The sequence below is a fragment of the Stenotrophomonas sp. GL_111 genome, from assembly GCF_057835245.1.
In genome coordinates this window covers 1,711,493-1,731,325 of the sequence record NZ_CM174421.1, presented here as the reverse complement: position 1 = coordinate 1,731,325, position 19,833 = coordinate 1,711,493, and the positions used below count along the sequence as shown (strand labels likewise).

Here is a 19,833-nt window from a genome sequence, read left to right as displayed (position 1 = left end):
CCATGGTCGGTCATGGCCGCGACGCACCCTACGGAGCACATTGTTCCCGGTGCGCCCGGTCGTTGGGCCATCATGCATGGGTCCCACGCCCATTCATGCTGCGCCGCAACACCGGACAAGACGATCAGCAAGCCCCCCGAGAACATAGACGAGAAGCGATTGACAACGATGTCACCCGGATCTGAAACTCGAGCGATGCACGACACCCTCTTCCTGTTTGGTGCCACAGGCGACCTGGCCCAGCGTTATCTGTTCCCTTCACTGCTGCGCCTGCTGGGCGATGGCCTGTTGCCGGAGGATTTCACCATCCGCGCGCTGGCCCTGTCCCCGCATGACACCGAAGGCTTCCGCGAAATCCTGCGCCCCCGCCTGCAGCAGGCGATGCCGCTGGCCAGCCAGGACGACATCCAGTCCCTGCTGCAGCGCATCGACTACCGCTCGGTGGACCTGCGCAATCCCGAGTCGGTCGCCGATTCGGTGCGCGATCTGGTCCACCGCAAATGCGTGAGCTACCTGGCCATTCCGCCGGGCCTGTACATCTCCACCTGCGAGGGCCTGGCCCTGGGTGGCGCGCTTGCCGCACCGGCGCGGCTGATGCTGGAAAAGCCGATCGGCAGCGACAGCAAGAGCGCCGAGGAAATCCTCAGCACCATCGGTGCGTGGATCGATGAAGACCGCGTGTTCCGCCTGGACCACTACCTGGGCAAGGCCGCGGTGCAGAACCTGATCGCACTGCGCTTCGGCAACACGCTGCTGGAAGCGGTATGGAACCGCAACTACATCGAGTCGGTGCACATCCTGGTCGCCGAAAGCGAAGGCGTGGATGGCCGCGATGCCTATTACGCCCGCTCCGGCGCACTGCGCGACATGGTCCAGAGCCACATCCTGCAGCTGCTGTGCCTGGTGGCGATGGAGCCGCCGGCCTCGCTGGAAGCCGACCGCATCCGCGACGAAAAGGTCAAAGTGCTGCGTTCGCTGCGTCCGCTCGACGCCAAGCACGCCGCGCGTGACAGCGTGCGCGGCCGCTACACCGCCGGCACCATCAACGGCCAGCCCGCACAGGCTTACCAGCCGCCGGAAGGCAGCGATGTGGAAACCTTCGCCGGGGTCACCGCGCATATCGACAACTGGCGCTGGTCCGGGGTGCCGTTCCACCTGGTCACCGGCAAGCGTCTGGCCGAGCGCACCACCCGCGTGGTGGTCACGCTCAAGCCGGTCACGCATTGGTTGTTCGAGCGCCCGCACCGCCGCAATGCCACGCCCAACCGCATCACCTTCCAGCTGCAGCCGCAGGAGAACATCGAGCTGGGCCTGATGAGCAGCCTGGCCGGCCCGGAATGGGGCGCGCTGGAACTGCATCCGCTGGAGCTGGAGCTGTCGGTCCCCACCGGCCTGCACCGCCGCATCGCCTACGAGCGCCTGTTCCTGGATGCCTTCAACGGCAACCACGCGCTGTTCGTGCGCGATGACGAAGTGCGCGCGGCCTGGGCCTGGATCGACAGCGTCAGCGATGCCTGGAAGGAAGCCAAGCTGCCGCTGCAGCCGTATCCGGCCGGCGAATGGGGCCCGGAAGAAGCCGCCGGGTTCCTGCCCGTCGATGGCGATGCCCATGCCGGCCACAAGGACGGCAACGCATGACGGAGCAGTCGCAACCCGTTCTGGTCGCCGACATCGGCGGCACCAATGCCCGCTTCGCGCTTGCCGACACCCACCTGGCCGCACCGTTGCAGCAGGACAGCATCCGCGAATTCGCGGTCGCCGATTTTCCCTCGCTCGGTGATGCCGCGCGCCACTACCTGGACCAGGTCGGTGCCGAGGCCAAACGCGGCGTATTCGCCGTGGCCGGCCGCGTGGATGGCGATGAAGCGCGCATCACCAACCACCCGTGGGTGATCTCGCGCAGTCGCACCGCGCAGATGCTCGGGTTCGACGAGCTGCACCTGATCAACGATTTCGCCGCGCAGGCGATGGCGATCTCACTGCTGCAGCCCGATGACGTGATCCAGGTCGGCGGTGCCGCCTGGGTACCGGGCAAGCCGGGACAGCCGCGCAATTACGCGGTCATCGGCCCCGGTACCGGGCTCGGCGTGGGTGGCCTGATCCTGCGCCACGGCCGCTGCTATCCGCTGGAAACCGAAGGTGGCCATGTCAGCTTCCCGCCGGGCACGCCGGAAGAGATCCGCATCCTGGAGATCCTGTCCGAGCAGTTCGGGCGCGTCTCCAACGAACGCCTGATCTGCGGGCCGGGCCTGGTCAACATCCATCGCGCGGTCTGCGAGATGGCCGGCATCGATCCGGGCCAGCTGCAACCGGTGGACGTCACCGCGCGCGCCCTGCACGGCGATCCGCAGGCGATGCGCACCGTGGATGTGTTCTGTGCGGTGTTCGGCGCGATCGCCGGTGACCTGGTGCTGATGCAAGGTGCCTGGGACGGCGTGTTCCTGACCGGCGGGCTGACCCCGAAGATGCTCGACTCGTTGCAGCATTCCGGCTTCCGCCAGCGCTTCGAACACAAGGGGCGTTTCTCTTCGATCATGGCGCGGGTGCCGTCGCTGGCGGTGATGCATCCGCACGCGGGCCTGTTGGGCGCTGCCGCCTATGCCGCCGATGTTGAACGCGACCTGCCTGGAACCCACGCATGAATACCCTGGACAACACCGATCGTTTCACCCTGATCCGCCACGGCGACGCCGATGGCTGGATCGAGGCCATCGCCACGGAAATGGCCCAGGTGCTCAACCACGACATCGGTGAATTCGGCCGGGCGCGCATGCTGCTCTCCGGCGGCACCACGCCGGCACCGGTGTACCAGGCGCTGGCCGAGCTGGACGTGCACTGGGACCGGGTTGAAGTGAGCCTGGTCGACGAGCGCTGGCTGTCACCGCAGGACCGCGACAGCAACGCGCGGCTGGTGCGCGAGAGCTTCCTCAGCCGTGCCGAAGGCGCCCATTTCGATCCGCTGGTGCGGATCGGCAAGCCGCTGCCCGAATGCGTGTACACCGCCAACCTGCAGGCCCAGCACAGCCAGGCCCCGTGCCTGAGCGTGCTTGGCATGGGCAACGACGGCCACACCGCGTCGCTGTTCCCCGGCTCCCGGGACCTGGCCCGCGCACTGGAAAGCACCCTGCCCTACGCGGCACTGGATGCCACCGGTTGCCCCGGTGCCAACCAGTGGCCGCTGCGCATCACCCTCACGCCGCACGGCCTGCGCCAGAGCCGCCAACGTCTGCTGCTGCTGCGCGGCAAGCAGAAGCTGGAAGTGCTCAAGCAGGCGCTGGAAAGCAACAATCCGCAGCTGTATCCCATCCTCAACGCGATCGACCTCGACGGCGCGAAACTGCGCGTCCACTGGTGTGACTGACCCCTTCCGGGGTTGTTCGATTCGCCCTCTCATAGCCGGTAGCCAATGAGCCTGCATCCCCAACTCCATGCCATCACCGAGCGCATCGTCCAGCGCAGCGTCGCCTCGCGCGCCGCTTACCTGGCCGGGATCGATGCCGCCCTGCGCGATGGTCCGTTCCGTTCGCGGCTGAGCTGCGGCAACCTTGCGCACGGCTTCGCCGCCTGCGGCCCGACCGACAAGTCGCGCCTGCGCGGCGGGGTCACGCCGAACCTGGGCATCATCACCGCCTACAACGACATGCTCTCGGCACACCAGCCGTTCGAGCATTACCCGGACATCCTGCGCGACACCGCACGCGAACTCGGTGCGACCGCGCAGGTGGCCGGTGGTGTGCCGGCGATGTGCGACGGCGTCACCCAGGGTCGCGGTGGCATGGAGCTGTCGCTGTTCTCGCGTGATGTGATCGCCCAGTCGACCGCGATCGGGCTCAGCCACGACATGTTCGATGCCACCGTCTACCTGGGCGTGTGCGACAAGATCGTGCCGGGCCTGCTGATCGGTGCGCTGGCGTTCGGGCACCTGCCGGCGATCTTCCTGCCGGCCGGGCCGATGACACCGGGCATTCCGAACAAGCAGAAGGCCGAAGTGCGCGAGCGCTATGCGGCCGGGCTGGCCAGCCGCGAGGAGCTGCTGGAAGCCGAAGCCGCGTCGTATCACGGCGCCGGCACCTGCACGTTCTACGGTACGGCCAATTCCAACCAGACCCTGCTCGAGGCGATGGGGGTGCAGTTGCCCGGTGCCTCGTTCGTCAATCCGGACACACCGCTGCGCGATGCGCTGACCCGGCGTGCGGCGGCGCGTGCGCTGGAGATCTGTGCGCTGGGCGACGACTTCCGTCCGCTCGGCCGGCTGATCGACGAGCGCGCGATCGTCAACGCAGTGGTCACGCTGATGGCCACCGGCGGTTCCACCAACCACACCATCCACTGGATCGCGGTGGCGCGTGCGGCCGGCATCGTGCTGACCTGGGACGACATGGACCAGCTGTCGCAGCTGGTTCCGCTGCTGGCGCGGGTGTACCCGAATGGCGAGGCGGACGTGAACCGCTTCGCGGCCGCCGGTGGCACCGCGTTCGTGTTCCGGGAGCTGATGGAGGCCGGGCTGATGCACGCCGACCTGCAGACGGTGGCCGAAGGCGGCATGCACCAGTACGGCCAGGAGCCGGCGCTGCGCGATGGCACGCTCACCTACTTTGACGGGCTGCGCGACAGCGCCGATCCGGAGGTGGTGCGTGGGGTCGCCGATCCGTTCGAAGCACAGGGCGGGCTGCGGTTGCTGCGCGGCAACCTGGGCCGTTCGCTGATCAAGCTGTCGGCGGTGAAGCCGCAGTACCGCACGATCGAAGCGCCGGTGGTGGTGGTGGATGCGCCGCAGGTGCTCAACAAGCTGCATGCGGCCGGGGTGCTGCCGCACGATTTCATCGCGGTGGTGCGGTTCCAGGGGCCGCGCGCGAACGGCATGCCCGAGCTGCATTCGCTGGCGCCGCTGCTGGGCCTGCTGCAGAACCAGGGCCGGCGCGTGGCGCTGGTTACCGATGGGCGTCTGTCGGGTGCCTCGGGCAAGTTCCCGGCGGCGATCCACATGACCCCGGAAGCATCGCGCGGCGGTCCGCTGGCGCGGGTGCGCGAGGGCGACATGATGCGTCTCGATGGCGAGGCAGGCACGCTGGAGCTGCTGGTGGATGCGGCGGAGTTCGCGGCACGCGAACCGGCCCGCAACACGGCGCCGGCCGCGCACGATATGGGGCGCAATCTGTTCGCGATGAACCGTCGCCTGGTCGGCCCGGCCGATCAGGGTGCGATTTCGATTTCGTGTGGGCCGGCGGCGGCCGATGGCGATATCTGGAATTACGACGCGGAGTACGAGTTGGGCGGCGATGCGGCGGCGGCTTATGCACCGCATGAAGCCAAGGACGCCTGAGGGGTTTGCGCCAAAAGCGGCGGTGGGTGTTCCGTGGGTGAGGCAGCGGTGCGGTCCCTTCCGGGGCACGCCGTGAACCCATCCATGGGGGCTCGTCAAAACATCCATGTTTTGGACGTCCCCGGAAGGGACCGCACCGCCGCCTCACGACTTATCGCGGCGCCTTCCTGGCGTCGACTGTCAAAGAAGAAGGAAGAGCGACGAATGAGCATTGCCGAACACCAGAAGCGCGCTGAATCCCTGTTGCACGCGGCCGGCATCCTGCCGGTGGTCACCGTGCATACGCTCGACCAGGCGCGCGCGGTCAGCGCGGCGTTGTTGGAAGGCGGGTTGCCGGCAATCGAGCTGACCCTGCGCACGCCGGTGGCGATGGAGGCGTTGGCGATGCTCAAGCGCGAGCTGCCCGATGTGGTGGTGGGTGCGGGCACGGTGCTGACCGTGGCGCAGATGCAGCAGGCCATCGATGCGGGTGCGGATTTCCTGGTCACGCCGGGTACGCCGGCGCACATGGCCGACGCGCTGGCGGCCGCGGCGCTGCCGGTGGTGCCGGGTGCGGCGTCGCCGACCGAGATGCTGGCGCTGTATGCGCGGGGTTTCCGCGTCTGCAAGCTGTTCCCGGCCTCGGCCGTGGGCGGGCTGGCGATGATCAAGGGGCTGGCGGGCCCGATCCCGGACCTGAAGCTGTGCCCGACCGGTGGCATCACCGAAACCACCGCAGCGGAGTACCTGGAGCAGAAGAACGTGGTCTGCATCGGCGGTTCGTGGATGGTGCCGGGCAACTGGATCGACAACGGCGAGTGGGACAAGGTGCGTGACAGCGCCGCCCAGGCCGCGAAGATCGTGGCGCGGGTTCGCGCGCACTGAAGCCTGTCTCAGGGGCAGCCACGCATGGCGTGGCTCTACCGGAAAACGAAACGCCCGGGCATGCCCGGGCGTTTTCGTTCTTCAGCGCGCGTCGCTGGTTACATCGGCCGTGCCGGATCCACCAGGCCGTACTGGCTGGCCATGCGCGCCAGGGCGATGTTGTCGTGGATGCCCATCTTCTCGAACAGACGCGCCTTGTGCGTGTTCACCGTCTTCGCACTCAGGCTCAGCCGCTTGGCGATATCTTCCTGGCGCAGGCCCTGGGTCAGCAGCAGGGCCACTTCCAGTTCGCGCGGCGACAGCGTATCGAACGGCGACTGGCTGCCTTCCACGTTGGACAACGCCAGGTTCTGCGCGATGCTGCTGCCCAGGTAGCGTCGGCCCAGTGCCGCATCGCGGACCGCGCGCAGCAGTTCCTGCGCATCGCAGCCCTTGCCGATGTAACCGGAGGCACCGGCCTCAAGCAGGCGCTTGGGCATCGGACCATCTTCGAGCACCGACACGATCACCACACGCGTGCCGTGATCGCCACGGACCACCCGCTCGGTGACCTCCATGCCGCTCACGCCAGGCAGGTGCAGATCGCACAGCACCACGTCCGGACGCAGCTGCCGGATCTCAGGCAACGCATCCTCACCGGAGTCCGCTTCACCGACTACCTCGATATCGGTCTCGTTGGACAGGATCATCTTCATGCCGGTTCGCACCAGCGCATGATCGTCCACCAGATACACTCGAATCGTCATCCACGTACCTCATCAAACGCTGCGATCGGGGGCAAGCCTAGCCGCGGAGTATTGCGATAACAAGGACGTTTCCGCCCTGTCAGCGCGTTCTGGTGTCCGCATCACACCCTGCTGGATTGCCCCTTCCCCTAAGCCTTTCACCCCAGGCCGTATCGGTTCACATGAACTATCGGCGGCCGCCGGATCCCCCGCTGTTTTCAGCGTGAGTGGCGTCGCTTCAGGCCCGGTGCCGCTGACCCCACGGATGCCGGCGCCGGAACATGACCAGGAAGCACCCTACCACCCAAACCAGCGCGGCACACCATCCGGCCAGGATGTCGGAGGGGTAATGCACCCCCAGGTAGACCCGCGACACGCTCACCAGCAGGCTGAATGCCGGTGCCAGTACCAGCACCGGCCAGCGCCAGCGGGTGTTCCAGGCCAGCAGCACCACGGTGATGGCCAGGGTCATCGAGCCCATGGCATGGCCGCTGGGGAAGCTGAACGTGCTCTCCGGGGCGATCGATTCCCACAGGCTGGGCCGGTCGCGCTGGAAGAACTGCTTGCTGCCCAGGTTCAGCAGCGCCGAGCCGACGAAGCTGATCGCCACGAAACTGGCCTCGCGCCAGCGCCGACGCCACACCAGCAGCGCCACGATCAGCACGTCGGCCGGAATCAGGAACCACTCGTAGCCCAGCTTGGAGAGCAGCACGAAGAAGCGGTCCAGGCCCGGCGAATGCAGGTTGTGCAAGGTCCACAGCAGCGGCGCGTCGAAGTAGATCGACTCCAGCTCGTGCACTTCATCGGCCAGGGCCACGAAGCCGGCCAGCGGCAGCAGCACCCCGACGAACAGCAGCACGAAACGCCAGGCGTTGTGCGCGATCCAGTGTCGGAATCCCGCCGCCTGTTCGCGCGGCGCGGCCATTGCCGTCGGCTTATCCGACGCTGCGGACATAGGTACGTTCGACGTAGCTGTCGATCAGGGCCACGAAGTCCTGGGCGATGTTCTCACCGCGCAACGTCACCGACTTCTCGCCATCCACGAACACCGGCGCCGACGGAGCCTCGCCGGTACCCGGCAGGGAAATGCCGATGTTGGCGTGGCGCGACTCGCCCGGCCCGTTGACCACGCAGCCCATCACCGCCAGGGTCATGTTCTCCGCGCCGGGATGGCTGATCTTCCACACCGGCATCTTTTCGCGCACATGGTTCTGCACCACCTTGGCCAGTTCCTGGAAGAACTCCGAGGTGGTGCGGCCGCAGCCCGGGCAGGCCGTCACCAGCGGCGTGAACGCACGCTGCCCGGTGGTCTGCAGCAGTTCCTGGGCGACGATCACCTCGGCCGTGCGCGACTGGCCCGGTTCGGGCGTCAGCGAAATACGGATGGTGTCACCGATGCCTTCCTGCATCAGTACCGCCAGCGCCGCCGCCGAAGCGACGATGCCCTTGCTGCCGATGCCGGCCTCGGTCAGGCCCAGGTGCAGGGCGAAGTCCGAGCGCTGGGCCAGGTCGCGGTACACCGCGATCAGCTCCTGCACGCCGCTGACCTTGGCCGACAGCACGATACGGTCGCGCGGCAGGCCCAGCTCGACGGCGGTTTCGGCCGAATCCAGCGCCGAGCGGATCAGCGCCTCGCGCAATACCCGGCCGGCATCCCACGGCGTCTCACGGTGGTTGTTCTCGTCCATCAGGCGCGCCGCCAGCGACTGGTCCAGCGAGCCCCAGTTGGCGCCGATCCGGACCGGCTTGTTGTAGCGGATCGCAAACTCAATCAGCTGCGCGAACTGGGTGTCCTTCTTCTTGCCGAAGCCGACATTGCCCGGGTTGATGCGGTACTTGGCCAGCGCCTCGGCGCAGGCCGGTTCCTGGGTCAGCAACTGGTGGCCGTTGTAGTGGAAGTCGCCGATCAGGGGCACCTCGATGCCCATCATCTGCAGCTTTTCCACGATCCGCGGGATGGCCGCGGCCGACTCGGGATTGTTGACGGTCAGGCGCACCATCTCCGACCCGGCCCGCCACAGCTCGGCCACCTGTTTGACGCTGGAGGCGACGTCGGCGGTGTCGGTGTTGGTCATCGACTGCACCACCACGGGGTGTCCACCGCCCACCACCACGCCGCCGATGCGGACGGACTGGGTCTGGCGGCGGGCCCACACGGCAGTGTCGGAGGGGGGAGTCGGTTTGGAGACGGCGTCATGCATCGGCGCATTTTAGCGCGCCCGGCGTGCAGGAAGGTGCCCGCCGTTGGTTGCCGCTCATTATTCGGCGCCCGCGGCAGGTGGCCCTGGCCGATGCGGCCGATTGTCGCAGGCAGGCAGCGCCGCGAGCGCATACGATGGACGCCAATGAACGGTCCCGACGCCCCCTTTCTCCGTACGCTGTGCAGCCTGCGCTGGCTGGCCGTGGCTGGCCAGGCCGCCACGATCCTGGTGGCCACCTGGGTGCTCGGGCTGGACCTGCCGCAGCTGCCGCTGTGGTCCGGGGTGGCGGCGCTGACCCTGTTCAACCTGTATGCGCAGCTGCGCGTGCACGATGCAGACACCGCCCCACTCACCGCCTTCGGGCACATCCTGGTCGATGTCATCGTGCTGACCTGGATGGTGGGCTGGAGTGGCGGTGTCGCCAACCCGTTCGGCTCGCTGTTCCTGATCCTGATCGCGCTGGCCGCGCTGGCGCTGCCGCTGCGCTGGACGCTGGCCGTGGCTGCGACCTGCCTGATCGGCTATGCGGTGAGCGGCCTGTTCGGGCTGCCGCTGCCCAGCGGCTATTTCAGCCAGATGCAGATGCACCAGTGGGGCGTGGTGTGCAATTTCCTGCTGTCGGCCACGGTGGTGCTGGTCTTCGCCACCCGCCTGGCCATCGCGCTGCGCCAGCGCGAATACGAACTGGCGATGCTGCGCGAGCGCTTCGTCCGCAACGAAGGCATCGTCGCGCTGGCCACCCATGCCGCCTCGGTCGCGCATGAACTCAATACGCCGCTGGCAACCATGACCCTGCTCGCCGACGACATCGCCGACCAGACCGAAAGCAGCGAAGTGCGCGACGACGTGGAAACCCTGCGCGAGCTGCTGGTGCAGTGTCGCGAGCGGGTGCTGGCACTGGCCCGGCCGGCCGCCGGCGATGCCCCGGGCCGCGACACGGTGACCCTGCCGCAGGTGCTGGAACAGTGGCGACTTGTGCGCCCTACCATCGCCCTCAAACGCAACGACGACGCACCGCTGAAGTTGCCGCTGGACCCGGGCATCGGCCACCTGCTGATGGTGCTGCTCAACAATGCCGCCGACGCCGGCGAGAAAGCCGAGCGCCCGCAGGTCGACCTGACCCTGCGCATCGAGGGTGCCAACCTGATTGGCGAGGTGCGCGACTACGGCCACGGTTTCGACGCACGCCAGGCGGTCCTGCCCGGCACCTTGTTCAACAGCGGCAAGACCGAAGGTTTGGGTGTCGGCCTGGCCTTGTCGCATGCCACCATCGAGCGCCTGGACGGTGAGTTGTGGATGCGGCCGGCCAACGGTGCCGGTACCCGCGTCGGCTTCCGCCTGCCCCTGGCTTCCCCGGAGAACCCCGCATGACCCTGCCTGCCCTCCCCGCTGCCAGCCATGGCCTGCTGGTCGACGATGACGAGCTGTACCTGCGCACCCTGCAGCGCAGCCTGGCCCGCAAGGGACTGGAAACCGTCACCGCCAGCGATATCGCCTCGGCCCTGCTGCTGGCGCGCCAGCAACCGCCGGCCTATGCGCTGATCGACCTGAAGCTGGGCGCCGAATCCGGGCTCTCACTGATCCAGCCGCTGCGCGCGTTGCGCGAGGACATGCGGATTCTGCTGGTCACCGGCTATGCCAGCATCGCCACCGCGGTGGAAGCGATCAAGCTCGGCGCCGACGATTACCTGCCCAAGCCGGCCACGGTGCCGATGATCCTGCGGGCGCTGGGCGAGGAAGACGATGGCCCGGCCGATGACGGCGAACTGGAGCCGCCGGATGCGATGACCCCGATCAGTCGCCTGCAGTGGGAACACATCCAGCAGGCGATGCATGAAACCGGCGGCAATGTCTCTGCCGCCGCGCGCCTGCTCGGCATGCACCGGCGATCACTGCAGCGCAAGCTGGCCAAGCGGCCGAGCCCGGAACGGCCGTAACGCCAGCGTCAGCCCAGCGACGGCGGGGCGTGCTGCGGGTTCTGCTGGCGCAGCTGTTCTTCGCTGCGCTCACGCGCGAGCGACGGTGCATCGGTGGCCTGCACGCGTTGGAACGACGCTTCGACCGGCGTCTGCACCGCTTCGGCGGTGGCCGTATGCGCGCGTAGGTGGGCCGGGTTATCCAGCGCCCCCTGCACCACGAAGACGTACTGGCCCGGCGCGGCCTGGCTGCCCTGCTGGCCCAGCACCACGTGGTCGACCCGGCTCAACCCGTTTTCCTTCGCCAGCGGCAACAGGCTGGCGGTGAGGCGTTCGCTGGTGGCATCGAAACTGCGGCCATGCTGCGCATCGATCGCGGCCACGCCCTCACGGATCTGCTGGTACATCGCATGATCGGGATGGCCGGCCTGGTCAGGCGTGGGTCGGGCAGTTGCGGAGGTGTCCTGGCTCATTTCTACATCCTGGTAGGTGACGTGCGCGGGGCGTAGCAAGTTCGTGCGGCAGTGCCGCGCCGGAGCACAGCCCCGGCACGTGGCTCAGCCCTTCAGCTGTTCCAGCAATTCCAGCGTCACCGGGTCGGTGATGGCGTTGGGCTCGCCCTGCAGCGCCGGCAGCAACTGGCTGGCCAGCTGCTTGCCCAGCTCCACACCGAACTGGTCGAAGGCGTTGATGTTCCAGATGATCGACTGCACGTACACCGCGTGTTCGTACATGGCGATCAGCGCGCCCAGCGACTGCGGGGTCAGCGCATCGAGCAGGATCAGCGTGCTCGGGCGGCCGCCGGGGTAGTCGCGGTGCGGATCGTCGCTGCCCTGGCCGTTGGCCAGCGCTTCGGTCTGCGCCAGCAGGTTGGCCATCAGCGCCTGGTGGTTGAGCACATAGAGGTCATCGTTATGCACGCAGCCGATGAAATCGGCCGGGATCACGCTGGTGCCCTGGTGCAGGGCCTGGAAGAAGCTGTGCTGCACGTCGGTGCCCGCCCCGCCCCACCACACCGGCACGGTGTCGCTGGCGACCGGGCTGCCATCCAACTGCACGCGCTTGCCCAGGCTCTCCATCACCAGCTGCTGCAGGTAGGCCGGCAGCAGCGCCAGGCGCTGGTCGTAGGTCATCACCGCATGGGTGGCGTGGCCGAGCAGGTTGCGGTTCCAGATGTCGGTCAGGGCATGCAGCACCGGCAGGTTCCGCTCCAGCGGGGCGTTGAGCGCATGCTCGTCCATCTGCGCGGCACCGGCCAGCAGCTGTTCGAAGCGTTCAAAGCCGATGGCCAGCGCGATCGGGAAACCCACCGCCGACCACAGCGAATAGCGGCCGCCCACCCAATCCCACATCGGCAGCACGCGGCCGGCGGCGATCGAGAAGGCCTTGGCGGCACGTTCGGGGTTGGCGCTGACCGCATACAGGCGCTCGCTGCCGCCCAGCCAGTCGTGCAGGATCTGCCCGTTGAGCAGGGTTTCCTGGGTGCCGAAGGTCTTGGAGATCAGGATGCCGGCGGTGGTGGCCGGATCCAGCGTGGCCAGGGTGCGCTGCATGGCGGCGCCGTCCACGTTGGAAACGAAATGCACGCGGAAACGTGCGCCGTTGACCGGGCGCAGCGCGTCGGCAACCAGGCGCGGACCGAGGTCCGAACCGCCGATGCCGACGCTGACAATATCGGTGACGTTGGTTGCTTCCAGCGCGCGAATGAGTTCGCCCATCTGGGCGCGCACCTTGGCGGCGGTGGCGAACGCCTCGGCCGCTACCGGCGCACCGCCGGTGTCACCGCGCAGCGCGGTATGCAGCGCCGCGCGGCCTTCGGTCACATTGACCGTTTCGCCGCGGAACAGGCGCTGGAAGCCGCCGGCGACATCGCGCGCGGCGGCCAGCTGCAGCAGTGCGTCCAAGGCCGCGCGGTCGTACTTCTGCCGCGCGAAATTGACGTACAACGGACCGACCCGCAGCCCCAGCGTTTGTGCGCGGCCGGGTTCGGCGGCGATCAACGAGGGGATGCTCGCGCCACGCAGGCGCTGGGCATGGGAGTGAAGCGGGTCGAATCCGTTGTTCTGTGTCATGCGGCCTGTGTCGGGATGCTGTCGTTGGTGTGGGAGATCTGGTTGTTGCCGTCCACATATACCAACTTCGGCCGGAAGCTGTCAGCTTCTTCTTCGCTCATGCTGGCGAAGGCGGCGATGATGATGATGTCGCCGACCTGGACGTGGCGCGCGGCGCCGCCGTTGAGCGAGACGACGCCGCTGCCGGCTTCGGCGCGGATGGCATAGGTGGAGAAACGCGCACCGTTGGTGACGTCCCAGATGTGCACCTGTTCGAACTCACGGATGCCAGTGGCCAACAGCAGGTTGTCATCGATGGCGATGGAACCTTCGTAGTTCAGCTCGGAGTGGGTGACGGTGGCGCGGTGGATCTTGGTCTTGAGCAGGGACAGATGCATGGCAGCGGGACAACGGTGGAGGAAAGGGAAATTCTAGCACCCGCGGGCTGGGCGGCAGGGTCATGGACCAGGCCCATGCCTTGGCGCTGCTGGTGGTTCAGGCAGATCAAGGGGTTGGGGATGTCTTTCCGCTCACTCCCCCGCGAACAGCAGCGTCTCACTTCCGCGCGCGTGAGGAGGCCAGGCCGCCCTATCCGGGACACGCCGTGAACCCATCCATGGGGGCTTGTTGAAAACATCCTTGTTTTCAACAGTCCCGGATAGGGCGGCCTGGCCTCCTCCCTGACGGTTTCATGTGTGCGGTGGGCAACCGCCGGCCGCCGGCGCTGCCAGCCGCAAAGCGGCTGCGGCTGCGGCTCACAGCCCTGCTCGCCCGAAGGCCACCCGGATCTCACCCATGGGCGGGTGGGGGTGGGTGGGTGGGGCCGTCCAAAACATGGATGTTTTGGCCGAGCCCCCACGGACGGGTTCACGGCGTGCCCCGCCCACCCACCTCCACCCGCCCAATCCACGGGCACCTGCAGCTGAGGGCTCTGGCTCTGGCTGTGGCCCTGAAAACGCAAAAAGCCGCCCGAAGGCGGCTCTTTGCAGGGGGCTGGGGCAACAGCGGCCTCAGAACTCCAGGTTGTCGATCAACCGGGTGTTGCCAATGCGGGCGGCGATCAGGGCCACGCGGGTGCCGTCGTTGCTGTCGGCCGGCTCGGACAGGTCCGGCTGGCGTACCACCGCGTAGTCGACCTGGAAGCCCGCTGCCTGCAGCGCGGCGGTCGCTTCGGCTTCGATCACCGTGCGGGCCTTGCCGGCGATGAAACCTTCGCGCATGCCCAGCAACACCTGGTGGATCACGATGGATACCGGGCGCTGTTCGGCGTTGAGGTACTGGTTGCGCGAGCTCATCGCCAGTCCGTCGGTTTCGCGCACGATGTCGCCGCCCACGATCTGGATCGGGAAGGCCAGGTCTTCCACCATCTGGCGGATCACCGCCAGCTGCTGGTAGTCCTTCTTGCCGAAGGCGGCCACGTCCGGCTGCACCTGGTTGAACAGGCGCGAGACCACCGTGCACACGCCATCGAAATGGCCCGGGCGGTGCGCGCCTTCCAGCAGGCCGCTGATGCCCGGCACGTTGACGCTGGCGGCCAGTTCGATGCCGAACGGGTACATCGATTCCACGGTCGGCAGCCACAGCACGTCACAGCCGGCCTGCTCCAAGCCGGAGGTATCGGCCTCGGGCGTGCGCGGGTAACGGGTGAAGTCTTCGTTGGGGCCGAACTGGGTCGGGTTGACGAAGACGCTGGAGACCACACGGTCGGCATACTGCCGCGCCAGCGTGACCAGCGAATAGTGGCCGGCGTGCAGGTTGCCCATGGTGGGCACCAGTGCGACGCGCAGGCCTTCGCGCTTCCAGCCGTTGACGACCGCGCGCAGGCGGGACAGTTCGGTGACGGTATCGATCATGAGGCGTAGGCGTGTTCTGCGTCGGGGAAGGAGCCGTCGCGCACGGCGTCGGCGTAGGCGCGGACGGCACCCGCCACCGAGCCGCCTTCGGCAAGGAAATCCTTGACGAACTTGGGCCGGCGATGGCCGCTGTCCAGGCCGAGGAAGTCATGCAGCACCAGCACCTGGCCATCGCAGCCGGGGCCGGCGCCGATGCCGATGGTCGGCACCGCCACATCGGCGGTCACCTGGGTGGCGATCGGGGTGGGCACGCACTCGAGCACGACCAGGCTGGCACCGGCTTCGACCGCGGCCTTGGCGTCATCGCGCAGCTGCTGGGCGGCATCACCGCGGCCCTGCACCTTGTAACCGCCCAGGCGCAGTACCGATTGCGGGGTCAGGCCCAGGTGCGAGCACACCGGGATTTCGCGTTCGACCAGATAACGGATCACGTCCAGCTTGAAGCCGGCGCCTTCGATCTTGACCATCTCCGCACCGGCCTGGAGCAGGCGCAGTGAGGCGTCCAGCGCGCGCTCGGGGGTGGCGTCGGCACCGAACGGCAGGTCGGCCACCAGCAACGCACGCTGCAGCACGCGGGCCACCGCGCGGGTGTGGTAGACCATGTCGTCGGTGGTTACCGGCAGGGTCGAATCGTGCCCCTGCACCACCATGCCCAGCGAGTCGCCGATCAGGATCAGGTCCACGCCGTTGGCATCGAACGCACGTGCAAAACCGGCGTCGTAGGCGGTCAACATCACCAGCTTCTGCCCATTGCGCTTGGCCTCGGCCAATGCCGGGACGGTCCAGGGCTTGCTGTCTGCGTGGGTACTCATGAGCTGATAACCGGTGGCGATAAGCCCGGCATTATCCCCCTATTGGAGCGATCCCGCAGGCCTCCACCCGCACTACAGCATCCCGCACCCGGCCATGCCCCGGAATCGTGGCATCACCGGCAATCTCGGCCAGCGGCACCAACACGAAGGCACGCTCATGCAGGTAGGGATGCGGCACCTGCAGCTGCGGCAGGTCGATCACCTGTTCGCCATACAGCAGCAGGTCCAGGTCCAGCGTGCGCGGGCCCCAATGCACGGCCGCATCGCGGACCCGGCCGAAGGAGCGCTCGATCGCCAGCAGCGCGTCCAGCAGTTCGGCCCCGCCCAGCGTGGTGTCCAGCACCGCGGCGGCATTGACGAACGCCGGCTGGTCCGGGTTGCCCCAGGCCGGCGTGCTGTACAGCTGCGAGTGCGCGCGCAGCGTGGTCTGCGGCAAGGCCGCCAGCGCCACGAACGCGCCGCGCAGGGTCTGCGCGGCATCACCGAGGTTGGCGCCCAATCCAATACAGGCCTGGATCACCGCTTACTCGCCTGCAACAGCCCCACCGGGACGACGACGGCGACGGCGGCGCTTGCGCGGCGCGCCCTCCTCGTCCTCGCCTTCGGCGTGCGCGGCATCCAGCGCCGAGTCCAGCTCGGTGCCGGACTGCAGCTGGGCCTCGCGCCAGAACTCCACATCGGCCTGGTGCTCGCTGGAGGCGACCTGGCGCAACACCAGGAAGTCGTAAGCGGCGCGGAAGCGCGGATGGGTCAGCGTGCGGATCACGCGCTTGCGCTGGCGCGAGCTGAAGCGGCCCTGCAGCAACCAGATCTCCTGCATCGGCAGCGAGAACCGGCGCGGCAGCGCGATGGTGGTCAGCTGGTGCAGGGTGACGCGGTCGGCCGCACGGCGCTGCGCCTCTTCCAGCGCCACGCCCTGCTTCTGCAGGCTGGCCAGGGCGCGGCAGAACGCCGGCCACAGCAGCAGCGCGAACAGGAACGACGGCGACACCGGCTCGTCATTGGCCACGCGCAGGTCGGTGTTGTGCAGGCCTTCGATCACCATCCGGCGCAACGCACCGCTGCGGTTGCTGCGCAGCGCCGCGGCGCTTTCCGGGAACATGACATCGAGCAGGCCGTAACGCTCCAGCCCTTCGAAGCTGGCCACGCCGTGCCCGGACAGGAACAGCTTGAGCACTTCCTCGAACAGGCGTGCCGGCGCGGCTTCGGCCAACAGCCCGGCCAGGCGCGGCAGCGGTTCGGCGGTGGCGTCTTCGATCTGGAAGCCGAGCTTGGCCGCCAGACGCACCGCACGCAGCATGCGCACCGGGTCTTCGCGGTAACGCTGCTCGGGGTCGCCGATGAGCTTCATCAGGCGCGCCTGCACGTCCTCGAAGCCGCCGGTATAGTCGCGCACCGAGAAATCCTCGATCGCGTAGTACAACGCGTTGCAGGTGAAGTCGCGGCGGATCGCGTCGTCTTCGATGGAGCCGTAGACGTTGTCGCGGACCAGCATGCCGTTTTCCATTTCGCGGTCGCCGCTGCCGTCATCGATGTTGGCGCGGAACGTGGCCACCTCGATGATCTCGCGGCCGAACACCACGTGGGCCAGACGGAAGCGGCGGCCGATCAGGCGACAGTTGCGGAACAGCGCCTTGACCTGCTCGGGCGTGGCGTCGGTGGCCACGTCGAAATCCTTGGGGTTGCCGCCAACCAGCAGGTCGCGCACGGCGCCCCCCACCAGATAGCCGCTGAACCCGGAATCGCGCAGCCGGTACAGCACGCGCAGCGCGTTGGGGCTGATGTCCTTGCGGGAGATGGTGTGCTGGTCGCGCGGGATCACGCGCAGGCTGAACGGAGTAGCAGAAGAATTGATGTTGGCGCTTCCGGTTGAGTTTTCGGGATTGCCCAATGGCATCTAGGTCCATATACTAGCGCGCTGCGCAGTTCGCGACAAAGTCTGCTCCCTTCGTCTAATGGTTAGGACGTGGCCCTCTCAAGGCTAAAACAGGGGTTCGAGTCCCCTAGGGAGCACCAGTCGCGGTGCAGAAAGCCAAAAACCCCGCCCCGGCGGGGTTTTTGCGTTGTGGCGGCCGCACCGGTCCGCTTGCCTGCCGCCGCCCTCATCCTTCCATCTGCTCCAGCGCGCGGCCCTTGGTTTCGCGCACGTAGCGCAGCACGAAGAAGATCGACAGCGTGGCCGCCACGGTATACAGGCCGTAGGCCCCGGCCAGGCCGATCCCGCCCAGCAGCAGCGGGAAGCTCACGGTGATGGCGAAGTTCGCGCTCCATTGCGCCGCCCCGGCCACGGCCAGACCCGAGCCGCGGATCTGGTTGGGGAACATCTCGCCCAGCATCACCCACATCACCGGGCCCCAGGACATGTTGAAGAACACCACGTAGACGTTCGCGGCCACCAGCGCCAGCCGGCCCATGCCGTCAGAGAGCTGCAGCCGGCCCGCATCGAGCGTGCCACTGGCGAAGGCCACGGTGACCAGTGCCAGCGATACCGCCATGCCCACCGAGCCGATCCACAGCAGCGGGCGCCGCCCGATCCGGTCGATCAGCACGATGGTCAGCAGACAGGCGCCGATGCTGAGCGCGCCGGACAGCACGTTGATCAGCAGCGCGTCGCTTTCGGAAAAGCCCACCGCCTGCCACAGCACCGCGCCGTAATAGAAGACCACGTTGATGCCCACCAACTGCTGGAACACCGCCAGCCCGATCCCGACCCAGACGATCCGGCGCAGCCGTCCACTGTGGCTGTCGACCAAATCGGACAGGCGCGGCCGGTGCTGGTCCTGGCCCAGCGAGGCCTCGATCTCGGCCAGCGTCGCGGCGGCCTGGGCCGGGCCATACAGCCGGGTCAGCACCGCCAGCGCCTGCGCACGGCGTCCACTGACCACCAGATAGCGCGGGCTTTCCGGGATGACCAGCAGCAGCACCAGGAACAGCGCCGATGGCAGCGCCTGCACCCAGAACATCCAGCGCCATGCCGCCTGCCCCAGCCACAGCGGCTCGGTCGACGCCCCGGCGGCGCGGGCCAGCAGGTAGTTGCTGAGGAAGGCGCAGAACAGGCCACTGATGATGGCCATCTGCTGCACCGTCGCCAACCGGCCGCGGTAGCGCGCCGAGGCCACTTCGGCGATGTAGGCCGGCGACATCACGCTGGCCGCGCCCACCGCGAACCCGCCGATCACCCGCGCGATCACGAACACCAGCGAGCTGTGCGCGGCACCGGCGCCGATCGCCGAGCCCAGGAACATCACCGCGGCGATGATCAGCACCCCGCGCCGGCCCAGCCGGTCACCAAGCCGTCCGGCGAAGAACGCCCCGATCGCGCAACCCAGCAGCATCGAGGCCACTTCAAAGCCGATCCCGGCCTGGCTGGACTGGAAGGTCTGCTTGAGCCCGTCCACGGTGCCGTTGATCACGCCACTGTCAAAGCCGAACAGGAAGCCGCCGAGGGTGGCCACGCAGCTGATCAGCACGATGAAGCCGGTGTTCTCGCCGCTGGCCGACGGGGGGAGCGCTGGGGACATGGACGCACCTGCATGGAAGGAAGGGGCCGCCGGACCGCAGGGCGGTGGATCCAGGCCAGCGTCGCACAGGCGAGCATCGCTGCGCCATGGCTGGCCGCGACAGTGGGCCGGGCCGGCACTCAAGGCACTGTTTCGACGCCGATTGAGATTCAATCCCGCGCCGGGGACCAACCTGTTCTAGAATTGTCCGGCTTACTGTCGGATTCAGATCCAGCCATGCCTTTTGTCGTCACCGAAAACTGCATCAAGTGCAAACACACCGATTGCGTGGAAGTGTGCCCCGTGGATTGCTTCCATGAAGGCCCGAACTTCCTGGTGATCGATCCGGACGAGTGCATCGACTGCACCCTGTGCGAACCGGAGTGCCCGGTCAACGCGATTTTCCCCGAAGACGACGTGCCCGCCGGGCAGGAAGTGTTCGTCGGCCTCAACGCTGAACTGGCCAAAGCCTGGCCGGTGCTGACCGTGCGCAAGGATCCGCCGGCCGATGCGGGCGAATGGGACGGCAAGCCGGACAAGCTGCCCCTGCTGGAACGCTGAGCCCGCGGGTTGTGCAGGTACGAAAAA

At 67.6% G+C, this 19,833-nt stretch carries 19 protein-coding genes and 1 tRNA gene; 9 read left to right on the top strand and 11 right to left on the bottom strand.

Annotation, left to right across the window (positions count from 1 at the left end):
• Window positions 1-195: 195 nt before the first annotated feature.
• The 5 genes from zwf (at window position 196) to AC3IPM_RS07965 (ending at window position 6,187) form a co-directional block, all read left to right on the top strand.
• Window positions 196-1,638 (top strand): glucose-6-phosphate dehydrogenase, encoded by a 1,443-nt coding sequence (zwf, locus tag AC3IPM_RS07985; RefSeq protein WP_489303412.1) that lies wholly within the window; start codon window positions 196-198, stop codon window positions 1,636-1,638.
• Window positions 1,635-2,642, top strand: a complete 1,008-nt coding sequence (gene glk, locus AC3IPM_RS07980) for a glucokinase (protein ID WP_489303411.1) — start codon at window positions 1,635-1,637, stop codon at window positions 2,640-2,642. The genes zwf and glk overlap by 4 nt, the downstream gene beginning before the upstream one ends.
• The gene (gene pgl / locus AC3IPM_RS07975; RefSeq protein ID WP_489303410.1) at window positions 2,639-3,361 is read left to right on the top strand and encodes a 6-phosphogluconolactonase; all 723 of its coding nucleotides are present in this window, start codon (window positions 2,639-2,641) and stop codon (window positions 3,359-3,361) included. Before glk ends, pgl begins: the two co-directional genes overlap by 4 nt.
• 45 nt (window positions 3,362-3,406) lie before the next feature.
• Window positions 3,407-5,323, top strand: coding sequence for a phosphogluconate dehydratase (edd, locus tag AC3IPM_RS07970; RefSeq protein WP_489303409.1), 1,917 nt, complete (start codon window positions 3,407-3,409; stop codon window positions 5,321-5,323).
• Window positions 5,324-5,527: 204 nt separating this feature from the next.
• Window positions 5,528-6,187 carry a bifunctional 4-hydroxy-2-oxoglutarate aldolase/2-dehydro-3-deoxy-phosphogluconate aldolase gene (locus tag AC3IPM_RS07965; RefSeq protein WP_489303408.1) on the top strand — a complete coding sequence of 220 codons (660 nt, stop codon included), beginning with the start codon at window positions 5,528-5,530 and terminating at the stop codon, window positions 6,185-6,187.
• A gap of 98 nt (window positions 6,188-6,285) precedes the next feature.
• Here the strand turns inward: AC3IPM_RS07965 and AC3IPM_RS07960 are convergent, their stop codons facing one another.
• The 3 genes from AC3IPM_RS07960 to ispG all read right to left on the bottom strand — a co-directional run bounded on the left by AC3IPM_RS07960 (window position 6,286) and on the right by ispG (window position 9,113).
• Window positions 6,286-6,933, bottom strand: a complete 648-nt coding sequence (locus AC3IPM_RS07960; protein ID WP_489303407.1) for a response regulator — start codon at window positions 6,931-6,933, stop codon at window positions 6,286-6,288.
• 217 nt (window positions 6,934-7,150) lie between these two features.
• Window positions 7,151-7,867, bottom strand: coding sequence for a phosphatase PAP2 family protein (locus tag AC3IPM_RS07955; RefSeq protein ID WP_489303406.1), 717 nt, complete (start codon window positions 7,865-7,867; stop codon window positions 7,151-7,153).
• On the bottom strand, window positions 7,848-9,113 hold the full coding sequence (ispG, locus tag AC3IPM_RS07950) for a flavodoxin-dependent (E)-4-hydroxy-3-methylbut-2-enyl-diphosphate synthase (RefSeq protein WP_489303405.1): 1,266 nt from the start codon (window positions 9,111-9,113) through the stop codon (window positions 7,848-7,850). The genes AC3IPM_RS07955 and ispG overlap by 20 nt, the downstream gene beginning before the upstream one ends.
• A 144-nt stretch (window positions 9,114-9,257) precedes the next feature.
• Between ispG and AC3IPM_RS07945 the strand changes: the two genes are divergently transcribed.
• Complete coding sequence (locus AC3IPM_RS07945) at window positions 9,258-10,484, top strand: ATP-binding protein (protein WP_489303404.1); 1,227 nt, start codon at window positions 9,258-9,260, stop codon at window positions 10,482-10,484.
• The gene (locus tag AC3IPM_RS07940) at window positions 10,481-11,050 is read left to right on the top strand and encodes a response regulator transcription factor (protein ID WP_489303403.1); all 570 of its coding nucleotides are present in this window, start codon (window positions 10,481-10,483) and stop codon (window positions 11,048-11,050) included. Before AC3IPM_RS07945 ends, AC3IPM_RS07940 begins: the two co-directional genes overlap by 4 nt.
• An 8-nt stretch (window positions 11,051-11,058) precedes the next feature.
• On the opposite strand, the gene AC3IPM_RS07935 is transcribed toward AC3IPM_RS07940, so the two are convergent.
• The 7 genes from AC3IPM_RS07935 to pcnB form a co-directional block, all read right to left on the bottom strand.
• Window positions 11,059-11,502: an XVIPCD domain-containing protein gene (locus tag AC3IPM_RS07935; RefSeq protein ID WP_489303402.1), complete on the bottom strand. Its 444-nt coding sequence runs from the start codon at window positions 11,500-11,502 to the stop codon at window positions 11,059-11,061.
• A gap of 84 nt (window positions 11,503-11,586) precedes the next feature.
• Complete coding sequence (gene pgi / locus AC3IPM_RS07930; RefSeq protein ID WP_489303401.1) at window positions 11,587-13,101, bottom strand: glucose-6-phosphate isomerase; 1,515 nt, start codon at window positions 13,099-13,101, stop codon at window positions 11,587-11,589.
• Window positions 13,098-13,478, bottom strand: a complete 381-nt coding sequence (panD, locus tag AC3IPM_RS07925; protein WP_068850963.1) for an aspartate 1-decarboxylase — start codon at window positions 13,476-13,478, stop codon at window positions 13,098-13,100. The genes pgi and panD overlap by 4 nt, the downstream gene beginning before the upstream one ends.
• A gap of 612 nt (window positions 13,479-14,090) precedes the next feature.
• Window positions 14,091-14,933 carry a pantoate--beta-alanine ligase gene (gene panC, locus AC3IPM_RS07920; RefSeq protein ID WP_489303400.1) on the bottom strand — a complete coding sequence of 281 codons (843 nt, stop codon included), beginning with the start codon at window positions 14,931-14,933 and terminating at the stop codon, window positions 14,091-14,093.
• A complete protein-coding gene (gene panB, locus AC3IPM_RS07915; RefSeq protein WP_489303399.1) occupies window positions 14,930-15,745 on the bottom strand; it encodes a 3-methyl-2-oxobutanoate hydroxymethyltransferase in 816 nt (271 codons plus the stop codon). The genes panC and panB overlap by 4 nt, the downstream gene beginning before the upstream one ends.
• A gap of 31 nt (window positions 15,746-15,776) precedes the next feature.
• Window positions 15,777-16,265 carry a 2-amino-4-hydroxy-6-hydroxymethyldihydropteridine diphosphokinase gene (gene folK, locus AC3IPM_RS07910; protein WP_489303398.1) on the bottom strand — a complete coding sequence of 163 codons (489 nt, stop codon included), beginning with the start codon at window positions 16,263-16,265 and terminating at the stop codon, window positions 15,777-15,779.
• A gap of 3 nt (window positions 16,266-16,268) precedes the next feature.
• A complete protein-coding gene (gene pcnB / locus AC3IPM_RS07905) occupies window positions 16,269-17,636 on the bottom strand; it encodes a polynucleotide adenylyltransferase PcnB (RefSeq protein WP_489304046.1) in 1,368 nt (455 codons plus the stop codon).
• Window positions 17,637-17,686: 50 nt separating this feature from the next.
• Here pcnB and AC3IPM_RS07900 point away from each other — a divergent pair.
• Window positions 17,687-17,761 (top strand) — tRNA-Glu (locus AC3IPM_RS07900).
• An 86-nt stretch (window positions 17,762-17,847) separates the two neighbouring features.
• On the opposite strand, the gene AC3IPM_RS07895 is transcribed toward AC3IPM_RS07900, so the two are convergent.
• The gene (locus tag AC3IPM_RS07895) at window positions 17,848-19,266 is read right to left on the bottom strand and encodes a sugar porter family MFS transporter (RefSeq protein ID WP_489303397.1); all 1,419 of its coding nucleotides are present in this window, start codon (window positions 19,264-19,266) and stop codon (window positions 17,848-17,850) included.
• Window positions 19,267-19,482: 216 nt separating this feature from the next.
• Between AC3IPM_RS07895 and fdxA the strand changes: the two genes are divergently transcribed.
• Entirely contained in the window at window positions 19,483-19,806 is a 324-nt protein-coding gene (gene fdxA, locus AC3IPM_RS07890; RefSeq protein ID WP_108764771.1) for a ferredoxin FdxA, read from the top strand.
• The last annotated feature ends 27 nt before the right edge of the window (window positions 19,807-19,833 follow it).

What these genes read in the sequence shown, in the direction of transcription:
- zwf (WP_489303412.1), top strand. Translation starts at nt 196, where the DNA reads ATGCACGACACCCTCTTCCTGTTTGGTGCCACAGGCGACCTGGCCCAG.
- glk (WP_489303411.1), top strand. Translation starts at nt 1,635, where the DNA reads ATGACGGAGCAGTCGCAACCCGTTCTGGTCGCCGACATCGGCGGCACC.
- pgl (WP_489303410.1), top strand. Translation starts at nt 2,639, where the DNA reads ATGAATACCCTGGACAACACCGATCGTTTCACCCTGATCCGCCACGGC.
- edd (WP_489303409.1), top strand. Translation starts at nt 3,407, where the DNA reads ATGAGCCTGCATCCCCAACTCCATGCCATCACCGAGCGCATCGTCCAG.
- AC3IPM_RS07965 (WP_489303408.1), top strand. Translation starts at nt 5,528, where the DNA reads ATGAGCATTGCCGAACACCAGAAGCGCGCTGAATCCCTGTTGCACGCG.
- AC3IPM_RS07960 (WP_489303407.1), bottom strand. Translation starts at nt 6,933, where the DNA reads ATGACGATTCGAGTGTATCTGGTGGACGATCATGCGCTGGTGCGAACC.
- AC3IPM_RS07955 (WP_489303406.1), bottom strand. Translation starts at nt 7,867, where the DNA reads ATGTCCGCAGCGTCGGATAAGCCGACGGCAATGGCCGCGCCGCGCGAA.
- ispG (WP_489303405.1), bottom strand. Translation starts at nt 9,113, where the DNA reads ATGCATGACGCCGTCTCCAAACCGACTCCCCCCTCCGACACTGCCGTG.
- AC3IPM_RS07945 (WP_489303404.1), top strand. Translation starts at nt 9,258, where the DNA reads ATGAACGGTCCCGACGCCCCCTTTCTCCGTACGCTGTGCAGCCTGCGC.
- AC3IPM_RS07940 (WP_489303403.1), top strand. Translation starts at nt 10,481, where the DNA reads ATGACCCTGCCTGCCCTCCCCGCTGCCAGCCATGGCCTGCTGGTCGAC.
- AC3IPM_RS07935 (WP_489303402.1), bottom strand. Translation starts at nt 11,502, where the DNA reads ATGAGCCAGGACACCTCCGCAACTGCCCGACCCACGCCTGACCAGGCC.
- pgi (WP_489303401.1), bottom strand. Translation starts at nt 13,101, where the DNA reads ATGACACAGAACAACGGATTCGACCCGCTTCACTCCCATGCCCAGCGC.
- panD (WP_068850963.1), bottom strand. Translation starts at nt 13,478, where the DNA reads ATGCATCTGTCCCTGCTCAAGACCAAGATCCACCGCGCCACCGTCACC.
- panC (WP_489303400.1), bottom strand. Translation starts at nt 14,933, where the DNA reads ATGATCGATACCGTCACCGAACTGTCCCGCCTGCGCGCGGTCGTCAAC.
- panB (WP_489303399.1), bottom strand. Translation starts at nt 15,745, where the DNA reads ATGAGTACCCACGCAGACAGCAAGCCCTGGACCGTCCCGGCATTGGCC.
- AC3IPM_RS07895 (WP_489303397.1), bottom strand. Translation starts at nt 19,266, where the DNA reads ATGTCCCCAGCGCTCCCCCCGTCGGCCAGCGGCGAGAACACCGGCTTC.
- fdxA (WP_108764771.1), top strand. Translation starts at nt 19,483, where the DNA reads ATGCCTTTTGTCGTCACCGAAAACTGCATCAAGTGCAAACACACCGAT.